Raw genomic sequence first — 11,840 nt, forward strand, 5'->3', positions numbered from 1 at the left:
GTTGCTTCCAAGACCAGCGACATCGCCGGTGACGGAACAACGACCGCGACCGTACTCGCCGAGGCCATCTACAAAGAGGGTCTCAAGAACGTCACCGCCGGTGCCAACCCCACTTCCCTGCAGCGCGGAATCAACAAGGCCGTCGACGCCATCGTCGGTGAGCTTGCCCGCATCAGCAAGAAGGTGAAGGACAGCTCCGAGATCGCTCAGGTCGCCACCGTCTCCGCCAACTGGGACACCACCATCGGCCAGATCATCGCTGACGCGATGGACAAGGTCGGCAAGGATGGCACCATCACGGTCGAAGAGGCCAAGTCCATCGAGACCTCCCTGGACGTCGTCGAGGGAATGCAGTTCGACAAGGGCTACCTCTCCCCGTACTTCGTGACCAACGCCGAGGGAATGGAAGCATCACTCGACAGCGCCTACATCCTCATCCACGAGAAGAAAATCAGCTCCCTCAAGGATCTGCTTCCTCTCCTCGAGAAGGTTGCCAAGAGCGGCAAGCCACTCCTTATCATCGCTGAGGACGTCGAGGGCGAAGCCCTTGCCACCCTCGTGGTGAACAAGCTCCGCGGCACACTCCAGATCTGCGCCGTCAAGGCTCCCGGATTCGGAGACCGTCGCAAGTCCATGCTCGAGGACATCGCCGTCCTCACTGGCGGACGCTGCATCACCGAGGATCTCGGCATCAAGCTCGAGAACATCACCCTTGAGGACCTCGGTCGTGCGAAGCACATCACCGTCGACAAGGAGAACACCACCATCGTCGAAGGATCCGGCAAGAGCTCTGACATCCAGGGCCGCGTCGGTCAGATCCGTCGCCAGATCGAGGAGACCACCAGCGATTACGACCGTGAGAAGCTCCAGGAGCGTCTTGCCAAGCTCGCAGGCGGTGTCGCCGTCATCAACGTCGGTGCAGCCACCGAGACCGAGATGAAGGAGAAGAAGGCCCGCGTCGAAGACGCCCTTCACGCCACCCGTGCGGCAGTCGAGGAGGGTATCGTCCCAGGCGGCGGTGTCGCTCTCATCCGCGCTCAGAAGGTGCTCGACACCCTCAAGCTAGAAGGTGACGAACTCGTCGGCCTTGAGATCATCCGTCGCGCCGTCGAGGCTCCTCTCCGCCAGCTTGTTGCCAATGCAGGCAAGGAAGGCGCACTCGTCGTCCAGGAAGTCAAGAAGGGCAAGGGCAACGAAGGCTACAACGTCGCCACCGGCGAATACGTCGACCTCGTGAAGGCTGGCATCGTCGATCCGACGAAGGTCACCCGCAGCGCCCTGCAGAACGCCGCTTCCATCAGCGGACTCCTCCTCACCACCGAGGCCGTCATCGCTGACGCTCCCGAGAAGGAGAAGGGTCCAGCCATGCCTCCGGGCGGTGGCGGAATGGGCGGAATGGGCGGAATGGACTACTAAGTCTGACTCCCACGCTTCTCAAAGAAGTTACAGCAGCAGCCGGGTCAGAAATGACCCGGCTGTTTGCTTTTCTGAAAGAGTTTGATGGACTAGTTCGGCCATCAGGAATTGCCCGAATCAGAAGAGACTCAGCGTTCCCGCGCAACCCGAAAGGATAAGAACGAGTGATGTGATCAAGGTCAGCATGATCAGTGAAGTTGTTTTCATGTTGGGAGTGCTTAGTTCGCCACAATTTGTCACTCGAGCCCTCTAAGCATATTCATTAGCCGTTTCTAAGTACTTCCCCATCTAGTCCGGGGGATCTTCAGGGAGTAGGGTTGCCCTATGAAAGCAACAACCATGATTGGGATCTGCAGTTTGATAATCACGCTATCGCTGACGTCATGTTTCTGGCTGAGCAGCACAACGAGAACAAGTGATGCCACCCCTCAATCCACGACCACTTATACCCAGCATACCAGGACCACGCCGAACACGACTACCACAACGCGTTCCGTAAACTACTAAAAACCAAACGCATCTCTCACCAAAACATAACCCCAAACCTGCCACCATTATGCTCTACACAATCGCCATGGTTCTTCTTGTCCTCTGGGCGCTCGGACTCGTCAGCGCGTACACAATGGGAGGGTTCATCCATATCCTGCTTGTCTTCGCCCTTGTGGTGCTTCTGATCCAGATCATCCAGGGACGCAAGATCGGCTGACACACTTCAGCTTGCTAATGATTAGAGGGAGAAAAATATACGAAACCTCCCAAACCTCACCTTGGCAGCAGGCGAAATTCTCTTGGCTATTGCCCTCAATTTATTGGGAGAGGGGTGAATTAGCCGCTTTTTCCTTCGCCATTCAGAAAACTGTGATCAGTCTGAGAAAATTATGAAAACAGCCCTCTTCACAATCCTGCTTTGTACCGTGGTGCTATTAGGTGGATGCATGTCAACGCCTCCAAAAAAAGCACCTTTGAGAACGGTTGATCATGTGGATCTGAACCGGTTCATGGGTGAGTGGTATGTGATCGGCACTATCCCGTGGATCGTCGAGAAGAACAATGTGGGGACGATGGATATCTACAAGATGAGGCCAGATGGTCGGATCGATATTACTTATGCCTTTCACAAGAAGGTCCTCACGGCAAAACGCCAGGCGATGCATGCGATCGGAACTGTGCTCGACACTAAGACCAATGCCCGTTGGGGAGTCCAGTTTCTCTGGCCCTTCAAGGCTCCCTACCTCGTCATCGATCTCGCACCTGATTACAGCACAACCATCATTGGTTACCCATCAAGGGATCTGATCTGGATCATGGCGCGGACACCGACCTTGCCTGAAATCACGTATCAGGCGCTTCTGCAAAAGGCCGCCAACCAGGGCTACGACACCAATCGCATTGTCAAAGTTCCTCAGAAAAAGGGTCTTTAGGTGGATTGACGCCTAACAGTCTCCATCCTCACTCATTATCTAGAGCATCTTGCGTTCAATCAGTCGTTTTTTGGGCGATCATCTTGACCGTCGATAATTAAAAGGACTCGCGCATCCGTAACGCCTGCGCGAAATTCTTCTGCCTCTCTACCATCCTTTTGACTTGCCGTCCGGATGGGCAAGGAATGCGATCCACCCATGCACGCCGTCATACGCCACTACCACTTCGATCCCAAGGACAGTAAGGAGATCGCCGAGAAGCTTACCAACGGCTTCATGCCGACCATGAAGAATGCCAAGGGGTTTGTCCGCTACTACTGGCTCGATAACGGAAAGGGCGAGGGAGCCTCCTTCAGTCTTTTCGGTAGCCGGGAAGAGGCGGAGGCCTCGGTGCCTCTGGCCGCCGAGTGGGTTCACGAGAACTTCACGGACTCCCAGATCATGAAGCAGAAGCCTGAAGTCATCGAGGGGACCGTGGTCGCCCACGATTGATTGCCATGCTGATCAGGGGTCCAATAAGTATCGGTTATTTCTCCACAATACTCATGTCATGACCACGACGCGCGTCATTCACGTTCCACTCGGTTCAGGGAAATCCTTCTGGGGTCCCGGCGGTGACCGCTACCGCTTCCTGATCACGGGGGAAACCAGCGGTGGCTCCTGTTTTATCGTGGAGTGCCTGGTGCCGCCAGGCGGTGGACCTCCGATGCACACCCATCTCCGGGAGGATGAATGTTTCTATCTCCTGGAAGGGGAGTTGGAGATCGAGGTGGGGGGCAAGAGTGTCGATGTCCGAGCCGGAGATTTCGTCCATGCACCGCGTGGGGTTCCTCACACCTATCGCAACACGGGATCAGGCCAGGCCAAGATGATCGCGACCTTCACCCCGTCTGGGATGGAGGGGTGGTTTGAGAAGACATTGGATCCTGTTGGTGAGGGAGAGGAGGTGCCGCCGCCGCCAAGTCCCGGAATGGTCCAGCGCATGCTGGATGCGGGGCCTGAATTCGGCGTCGAATGGTGATCTCCAAGGGATTGATCCGGAGAGACGTTCCAAGGACTTAGAGCATCCTGATTGCAAAACATGAGGAGGCTCACCGCAGTGATAGGATTTGTTGCTACTGCGGTAACTCTGCAGTCCGTATCGCTGGCTGGAATCGGGCAACAATCATCCTTGCCACACGATACCCTCTCACTGACCAATGATGGGATCATGGACAACCGGAAGATTATCGGAGCTCTTTCAGGAAAGGTTATTCATTTGCCGGACGTCAATAAGGCGCCGATGCCATCGATCGCTTCATCAGGCATGGTGATGAATGGGAAGCCATTTTCAGGAATCAACATGGTCACTTCGCCGGGTCAGCCCGATGTGAGGAGCTTCAAAAGGAAGTTCGGTCTCCTGATCCCTGCCACCAACACGAGCATGGAGTCGGAACTCTGGAGCATCATCTGCAACAATCAAGGCGCCGGAGGGCTTGACGGGGTGGGGATCCACACGGTCAACATACAAACCCCCAAGGCGCAGCTCAAGACGGAGGCTGATCTGCTTGCCTACAAGGATCAATTCATTGCCGGACTGGACAAGGCCATCCAGCAGGCAACCCTGGCGCAGCCAGAATACCTCATCATGGGCATGAGCTTGGAGCATATCCTGTACGGCATCGGTGAGATCAGATCACTGATGAGCGGTATCGAGTCCCGTTACGACTATTCATGGGCAACATGGCATGATGCAGCTGATGCCGCCTTGAAGAAGTACAAGGCAAAGCGGATCGGCCTGATCACTCCCTTTGATAAGAAAGGAAATGAGAATGCCATCAAGATGTTCGAGGATCTCGGATACGAGGTTGTCGCAAGCTTCGGCTTTGCTTGCGCCAACGCTATGGATATCGCCCACATTCCCGACTCGGCTAAGGAGGAGGTGATCGTAAGGTGTCTGGCGACGCCTGAAAACCATCTCGATGCAGTCGTCCAATTGGGCACGAACATGAGCATGATCCATGTCACCGAGAAGCTGGAGTCGAAGCTGGGCATTCCGATTCTGGGAATCAATGCGGTCACCTTCTGGTATGCCCTGAGGGAGAACGGCTTCAAAACCCCCTTGGTCAAGTCTGGGCGGTTGCTGAGGGAATTTTAACTCGGCACTCGAATCACTCAAAGGACACGTTCAGTAGATCATAACCCTTCCCCTTGATCTCCGGGACCGCCCCGATCCGCTTCTCTAGATGATCAAAGAACCTCACCCCGGTAAATAGCCCGGACTTGGTAAACGATTGGGCTTTCTGGTGGAGGGGCATCGGGGATGTCGGAGTGTAGGACAACAAGCATCCCCATCCAAGCCGGATCATTCAGCCCATCCCTTTTATCCCCTTGATCACTGTGAATCCTTCGCTGTCTCAGCCCCTAAAAGCCTAACAGCCTGTAGCCTAAACTCCTCGGCTACTCATCCCCCTAGACCTTTGGGTGATCTGGGGACATGATGGGTATAACACACGACCGACACCTATGAACCTCACACAACACGCTCCCCGCAGTCCCCGCGTCCGCCTCGGCGGTTATGTCATTCTTCCCCGCATGCTCGACAAGGGCCGTGCCACCGTTGCCGGTACCAACGGCGAGTATCACTACAACTGCCCGCTTGATGAGCACTTCTTGAAATTCACCGGAGTTGATCCGGAAGCTCTCCTCGTGGAAATTAAAGCCGGTAAAGGCGACGGAGAAATTCTCGAGTGGATCAAAGCCAACTCCGCAACCAAGTCGACAGAACTTGAAATCAAGTCATGGTCCTCCTGGCAAGAGAGCCGCGTTCCCTCATCCGTGGATACCCGCGAGTACATGCACGAGGCCCAGAAGAAAATCGCTCCGCACAGGGATGATATCGGCGCCTGGTTCGAGCTTCTGGACGTGGATGATTTCGTCACCTTTGGAGGTAAGGCCTAGGCCCTAGGCTTTAGTGACTAAAACCTTCGAGTCTTTTCAGCTGAAGAGACCTGAAGGTTTTTACAAGGATTCCGCCATCAATATCTTTTAAAACTCTCATGGACATTGCCTTTGCATCGCTTCCCCTTGAAGACACGCCCGCTGACATCCTAGGCAAGGCCCAGCGTGGGCTTTCGCTCTCCGATGAGGCTCTTGCAGCTCGCGCAGGGGTCATGGTTGAGGAGATCCGCGAACTCAAGAGTTGCGGAATGGATGCTGAAATCCTTCGCCGGGTTTCCGGGGTTCTCAGTCTGGGAGCTAGGTCGCTGACCGAGATGGCGAACGGCCGGTATGTCCCGGCACATGTGGAGCCTCCCGAGGGACTCTTCTGCACGAGCACTCCCTATCACGACATGATGGTGAATTCCTTCGTGGTCTGGGATCCCGAAACTCGCGAGGCCGCGTTCTTCGATACCGGGAGTGATGCCGAGTCTATGCTCGTCTTTGCCTCAACGAACAATCTGCAGGTGAGACAGATCTTCATCACTCATATCCACGGCGATCATATTCTGGATCTCGACCGGGTGCTCGCCAAGACGGGCGCGCAGGCGCTGGTCTCCGCGCTGGAACCGCTCGAGGGGGCGGAAGCCTTCCAACCGGGAACTAGTTTTTCTATCGGCAGCCTGACGGTCTCTACTCGTAGGACCAGCGGTCATGCCACCGGGGGGATCACCTATGTGGTGGAGGGGCTCTCGAAGAGCCTTGCGATTGTTGGAGATGCCATGTTTGCAGGCTCTATGGGAGGAGGCAAAGTCAGCTATGATGAGGCGCTAAGGACCAGCCGACAGGAGATCTTGTCACTGCTGGATGAGACCATCATCTGCCCGGGACATGGTCCCCTGACGACCGTCGGGGAACAAAGGCGGGCTAATCCCTTCTTCGCTGATTAGCCCAGAATCAGCATCCCCAGGGCGGCTACTCCCATGATCGCCGTGGCGATCCATCCGAGGATGACGATCGGTCGGCTTGCCGTGTAGTCGCCCATCACGGACTTCTTGGATGCCAGGATGATGATCACGGCCATCAGGGGGACGGCCACTACACCATTGATCACGGCGCTCCAGACAAGAGCCTTCATGGGACTAATCGGCGAGTATTGGATACCCAGAGCGGCAAGCACGCTGATGATAATCACACCGTAAAAACCGCGTGCATCACGGACCTTCCTTTCCAGCCCCCACTTCCATCCCATGGCCTCGGATAGGGCGTATCCCGCTGATCCTGCGAGCACGGGGACGCCGATCAGTCCAACGCCCATGATTCCCATCGCGAAGAGGAGAAAGGCCAAGTCACCCGCGAGGGGGCGGAGGGCAGTGGCGGCTTGGGATGCTGTCTGGATGTCGGTGATGCCGGCTGCATGGAGCGTCACTGTCGTGGCCAGGATGATGAAATAGGCAGTAATGTTGGAGTAGAACATCCCGCTCCAGGTGTCCCATCGGATGCGGCGGAGTTCCTTGGGAGCCGAGGTGGGATCTTTCAAGAGGGGGAGCTTCCCCTGGTCGCGGTGCATCTCTTCGACCTCCTCCGAGGCTTGCCAGAAGAAGAGGTAGGGGCTGATCGTGGTACCGAAGACGGCCACTATCATGGTGGCGGCCTGTGCATTCGGGGTAAACTTCGGCCAGACCGTGCGGATTGCCACCTCATACCACGGGACATTGACGGTGAAGAGAACGGCCGCATAGGCCAGCAAAGAGAGGGTGAGCCACTTCAGATAAAAAACATACCGATGGTAAGGGACGAGCACCTGGAGCAGGAGTGTCACCGCAACGAACAGGAGTGTCATGAACCGGGGGTTCATCCCTGTGACCAATTCGCCGACCTCGCCCATCGCTGCCACATCGGCGGCGATATTGAGTGTGTTCGCCACCAGCAGAAGAATAACGACTCCCTTCAGAATAAGGGGAGGGAACGCGTCCTTGATATTGGCCGCTAGGCCCCGTCCGGTAACCCTGCCGATCAGCCCACAAATAAACTGGATGGCGGCCATCAATGGAAAAGCCAGAGGCATTGTCCAGAGCATGTTCAAGCCGAACTGCGCTCCCGCCTGCGAGTAGGTAACCACACCGCTTGGATCATCATCAGCCACACCCGTTATCAACCCGGGGCCACACTTCGAAAGAGGGTGATCCTTGAGGCGTTTCCATACCCCATGCCGGTTTTCCTGTGGCGAGGAGTGTTCCTTCACTAGGACATCATAATTGAAAAGTGCTTTCCGAAGGTGATTAGACAACCAAGCAATTTGCTTATCTTTAGAGATTTACGAGTGATCTGCTCAAAAAAAGAGACCGCCAAGTACAGAGTACCAGCGGCCTTAAAAAGTCATCCCCTTCGGATAACGCAGCCTCGAGAATACCCCCCGATACCTCGCGGCTGCGTTATTTCTCCGAGGAGATTTTTTTACCCTAAAGCACATATCTCGTCATGCAAAGCATTCATTGTGACAATTTCGACAAATTCCGGAAACACAAGGAAGCCGATGCCAATTTCAACCTCAAATTCCATGGGATTTATTCAGCGCTTCCCTAGGCTACAATCATGAGCACCGACGCGGCCTTCGAACTTGTCACCCTGAAAGGGGGGGGGCGGAGCATCCGCTCCAAGGCGCACGGGGAGACGATGCATATCGGAACGGACCCTCGCACCGAAGCTCTCGAGCTCCATGTCGGCCAGCAGCGTCTTGCGGAACGGGTGAGGGAATGGGAGCGCCACGATCCTTTTGTTATTTGGGACATCGGCCTCGGCCCTGCTGGTAACGCTATCACGGCGATCGAGGTCATCAGTGAGGTGATCAATTCTGGAAATCGTGAGAGCTCTACGCCTGTTGAGATCCATAGTTATGAGATCTCGACGGAGGTGCTGGAGTTTGCCCTCGGTCATGCCGGAGAGCTGGAATACCTGGCCGGTTGGGAAACTATCCTCCGCGAACTACTGGAGACTGGGAAAGCATCACCCGCACCCTCGATTGACTGGCGACTCCACCGGGGGGATTTCTCCAGGCAGCCTCATGATGCGCCGGCCCCCTCCGTCATCTTCTTTGATCCCTACTCGCCAGCCCAGAACTCCGAGATGTGGAATCTGGAGACATTCCGATCGATGTGGGGGGCCGTGAGTGCTCCGGGGGCTCCGGGTTGCACGATGACGAACTACACCCGATCGACCTCTGTCCGCGTGACGATGCTGCTGGCGGGATGGTTTGTCGGCACAGGGGTGCCAACAGGTGAGAAGGAAGTAACGACAATCGCGGCAAACCGACTTGATCTTCTCAAGGAGCCGCTCGACGCCACTTGGCTAACTCGGGTCCGTTCTTCAACGAACGCCGAGCCGATGCGTGGCCGCAACAATGAGAGGGGACCCATCTCACCCGAGGACTACGCCCGTCTCATCGCCCATCCGCAGTTTCTGGGCTAAGAATCACTGCCAGACATTCCGGTCCAGATTCCGGTAGCTGAGGGCTTCCAGGAGATGATCGGGCGAAATAACAGGACTTGCATTCAAGTCGGCAATGGTAAGCGCGACTTTCAGGATACGGTCGTAAGCGCGTGCGCTGAAGTTGAGATCCGTCATGGCGTTCTTGAGGAGTTCGTTGCCACGGGCATCCAGTCTGCAGTGTTCCTTGAGCTGTGCGTGACTCATGCGGGCATTGAAGGTGACCTTCCTGGACTTTGTAAACCGTCGGTTCTGAATCTCCCGGGCGCTGACGATTCTCTCCCTGATGATTGCAGAGGATTCTGCCGGCACGTTGTCGGATAGTTCCTTGTACTCCACGGACGGGGCCTCCACGTGGAGATCAATAATACCATTTACGCGATTAGTCTGGTGGAATTGGCGAAGGAATTTTGGTGATGGGCTAGGCGGAAGACTGAGGGCTATCTGAAGATAACCCGAGGGATGACAACAACGCCCATCGCCGAAAGAACCTGCTGATTCTACCGGAATAAGAGTGGAGATGGTATAAGGTCGAGAAGCGGACCCGAGATCTTCTGACGATAGCGCTCTACCTGTCCGGGAGAGCAACGGCATTGACGCTTAGGATCGCCGTAGTAGCCGCAGGGACAGGGATTCATGGCTGCGACGAGCATGAATTCACATGGAAAACTCATTGTTCCACGGGCCCGTGTAATTACTACAGAGCCAGCTTCAAGTGGTTTGTGTTATAGCCACCTTTTCCCATCTCTGGACCTAGAGAATGGGTTTATTGAAGTAACGGTTTCAAATCCCGTCAGCCGTATTTCTTGAGATTCCGGAGAGTTTCTTCATTCTGAGGAGGTTCCAGGGGGATAGTTGGATAGTACAAAGAGCGACGGAGTTGCTATGTGGTTGGGTTTAGTCATCACTTCTCCTTTATCTTTTCTGTCTCGGAGCCTGGTGGATAACTTTTTCAACTATACTATTCTCCTTTTTTACCGAATCTTCTTTTTTCATGTCGAAATGTTGCACCGAATCAGTTCTCTCCCGAGTGTCTGAGGTGTTCCTGCCGTTGCGCTCTATTTTTCCGCAGGTTGTTGAACGTTTTCTGCCGGCCTCCTTGGCCGCAATCATTTGCGCGGTCAATGTTTCTGCCCAGAACTTCCCCCCGCCGAATCCCTACATGGGACCGGATGGCACCTCCACCATGCATGCCAATGCGGCATCGTCAGACGCCACCGCAAATCCGGGTCCCGGGGTGGGTCCGGTCTCCTTTGTTTCCCAATCCTATGGTGCCGTCTTTGCTTCAATCCTTATGGCTAGCGATGGGATGTTGGTAAGCGTGGCGACCAAGATATTGGACCAGACACCCTATGTCTACCTGCTGGACCCGGTGTCTTTGGCCAGTCAAGCCGAGATGAAACTAGTGAAGTCGACCACGAGCGACCTTGCCGGGGGTATCTATTCCTATCTGGACAACAACAGCAACCTTGTCCTTGTAAACGCCAATGGTGACCTGCAACGCATCAGTCACTCTCAGCAAACCAATGGTTCGTGGCAGTTGACGGTGCAACAGTCCGTGCAGATCGGTTATCCTGATGTGGTGGGACTCACGCCAGATTATCAGGGCAATGTCTGGTTTGCTACGGCGCAGGGAGCGACTACAAACGCAGGTGCCGTGGTGGGGTATTATTCGCCTTTTTCCAAGCAAACCTTCGCCTTTCAGTTGCCTGCAGGAGAGCAGGTTGCCAACAGCATTTCCTCCTCGCCTACCGGTGTGGCCGTGGCGTCGACGGCTGCCCTCTACATGTTCAATGCCAATGGCACAAACGGCGCAGTGACCGAGAATTGGCGCACGGCCTATGACCGGGGGCCAGCCCGCAAGCCGGGTCAGTTAAGCTGGGGCACGGGGTCCACACCGTCGTTCTTCGGGCCAACCACCGGTTTTGAATATCTCACGATCACCGATAACGCGGCCCCGCAGGAGCATATGCTCGTGTTCAATGCCACAAACGGAGGTCTCATCGGATCATCCCCCTTCCTGACCTCCGGAGTGAATAGCGGGACGGAGGACGCCGCAATAGCCGTTGGCAACAGCATTTATCTGTCGAGTACTTACGGATACGTCTATCCTCCCGGTGCCGCCACCGGACCCAGCATTCCGACGAATGCCCCGTTTGTCGGTGGAATGCAGCGTGTCGACGTCCTGGCAGATGGTAGCGGTCTAACTAATGTCTGGATGAACCAGACACTGGCTTCCGCAGCGGTGCCGCGTCTCTCCACAGCCGACAATCTAATCTACTCAGTTACGTACTCAACCAATACGGGGATATATAGTTTCGTTACGGTGAATCCGGAGGACGGATCAGTGTTGAGCAGTACAGATGTTGGAACCGCCAATACGTTGCAGATGGTCGGTGTGATCGGGCCTAGCGGAGTCCTGTACCAAGGCACTGAGACTGGGCTGTTCAGCGTGACTTCAGTTCCAGAACCCTCGACCTACGCCTTGCTAGGTCTCGGTGCCTTGGCACTCTTGATCGCGTATCGTCGGAAGAGCAGGAAGAAGGCCTCCTGAAGAACTGCTCAGACTGACACCAGAAGACCCATCCTCTTTTGGCA

General features: G+C 55.4%; 14 protein-coding genes. 10 read left to right on the top strand and 4 right to left on the bottom strand.

Translation table 11 applies throughout. From position 1 onward, the window contains the following. The 8 genes from groL to K8R57_02475 form a co-directional block, all read left to right on the top strand. On the top strand, positions 1-1,416 hold a 1,416-nt coding region (groL, locus tag K8R57_02440; protein MCE9587153.1), incomplete at its 5' end, for a chaperonin GroEL. Positions 1,417-1,972: 556 nt separating this feature from the next. Continuing rightward, positions 1,973-2,122, top strand: a complete 150-nt coding sequence (locus K8R57_02445; protein ID MCE9587154.1) for a lmo0937 family membrane protein — start codon at positions 1,973-1,975, stop codon at positions 2,120-2,122. 172 nt (positions 2,123-2,294) lie between these two features. Beyond that, positions 2,295-2,837: a lipocalin family protein gene (locus tag K8R57_02450; protein MCE9587155.1), complete on the top strand. Its 543-nt coding sequence runs from the start codon at positions 2,295-2,297 to the stop codon at positions 2,835-2,837. Between the two features lie 198 nt (positions 2,838-3,035). Further along, complete coding sequence (locus K8R57_02455; protein ID MCE9587156.1) at positions 3,036-3,329, top strand: hypothetical protein; 294 nt, start codon at positions 3,036-3,038, stop codon at positions 3,327-3,329. A gap of 58 nt (positions 3,330-3,387) precedes the next feature. Beyond that, positions 3,388-3,858: a cupin domain-containing protein gene (locus K8R57_02460; GenBank protein MCE9587157.1), complete on the top strand. Its 471-nt coding sequence runs from the start codon at positions 3,388-3,390 to the stop codon at positions 3,856-3,858. Between the two features lie 60 nt (positions 3,859-3,918). Beyond that, entirely contained in the window at positions 3,919-4,974 is a 1,056-nt protein-coding gene (locus K8R57_02465; GenBank protein ID MCE9587158.1) for a hypothetical protein, read from the top strand. A 368-nt stretch (positions 4,975-5,342) separates the two neighbouring features. Continuing rightward, the gene (locus tag K8R57_02470) at positions 5,343-5,777 is read left to right on the top strand and encodes a DUF5069 domain-containing protein (protein MCE9587159.1); all 435 of its coding nucleotides are present in this window, start codon (positions 5,343-5,345) and stop codon (positions 5,775-5,777) included. Positions 5,778-5,875: 98 nt separating this feature from the next. Continuing rightward, positions 5,876-6,706, top strand: a complete 831-nt coding sequence (locus tag K8R57_02475) for an MBL fold metallo-hydrolase (GenBank protein MCE9587160.1) — start codon at positions 5,876-5,878, stop codon at positions 6,704-6,706. Here the strand turns inward: K8R57_02475 and K8R57_02480 are convergent. Beyond that, the gene (locus K8R57_02480; protein MCE9587161.1) at positions 6,703-8,001 is read right to left on the bottom strand and encodes a divalent metal cation transporter; all 1,299 of its coding nucleotides are present in this window, start codon (positions 7,999-8,001) and stop codon (positions 6,703-6,705) included. The genes K8R57_02475 and K8R57_02480 overlap by 4 nt on opposite strands. A 350-nt stretch (positions 8,002-8,351) precedes the next feature. Here K8R57_02480 and K8R57_02485 point away from each other — a divergent pair, with 350 nt between their 5' ends. Continuing rightward, positions 8,352-9,224 (top strand): hypothetical protein, encoded by an 873-nt coding sequence (locus K8R57_02485; protein MCE9587162.1) that lies wholly within the window; start codon positions 8,352-8,354, stop codon positions 9,222-9,224. A gap of 3 nt (positions 9,225-9,227) precedes the next feature. Here K8R57_02485 and K8R57_02490 read toward each other — a convergent pair whose 3' ends face one another. The 3 genes from K8R57_02490 to K8R57_02500 form a co-directional block, all read right to left on the bottom strand. Beyond that, positions 9,228-9,596: a hypothetical protein gene (locus K8R57_02490; GenBank protein MCE9587163.1), complete on the bottom strand. Its 369-nt coding sequence runs from the start codon at positions 9,594-9,596 to the stop codon at positions 9,228-9,230. A 146-nt stretch (positions 9,597-9,742) separates the two neighbouring features. After that, on the bottom strand, positions 9,743-9,937 hold the full coding sequence (locus tag K8R57_02495; GenBank protein ID MCE9587164.1) for an ATP-binding protein: 195 nt from the start codon (positions 9,935-9,937) through the stop codon (positions 9,743-9,745). A 220-nt stretch (positions 9,938-10,157) separates the two neighbouring features. Next, complete coding sequence (locus K8R57_02500) at positions 10,158-10,355, bottom strand: hypothetical protein (protein MCE9587165.1); 198 nt, start codon at positions 10,353-10,355, stop codon at positions 10,158-10,160. Between K8R57_02500 and K8R57_02505 the strand changes: the two genes are divergently transcribed. Continuing rightward, entirely contained in the window at positions 10,342-11,796 is a 1,455-nt protein-coding gene (locus K8R57_02505; GenBank protein ID MCE9587166.1) for a PEP-CTERM sorting domain-containing protein, read from the top strand. The genes K8R57_02500 and K8R57_02505 overlap by 14 nt on opposite strands. Positions 11,797-11,840 lie beyond the last annotated feature (44 nt).

The organism is Verrucomicrobiota bacterium, assembly GCA_021413925.1.
In the GTDB taxonomy this organism is placed as follows: Bacteria; Verrucomicrobiota; Verrucomicrobiia; order Chthoniobacterales; family UBA6821; genus UBA6821.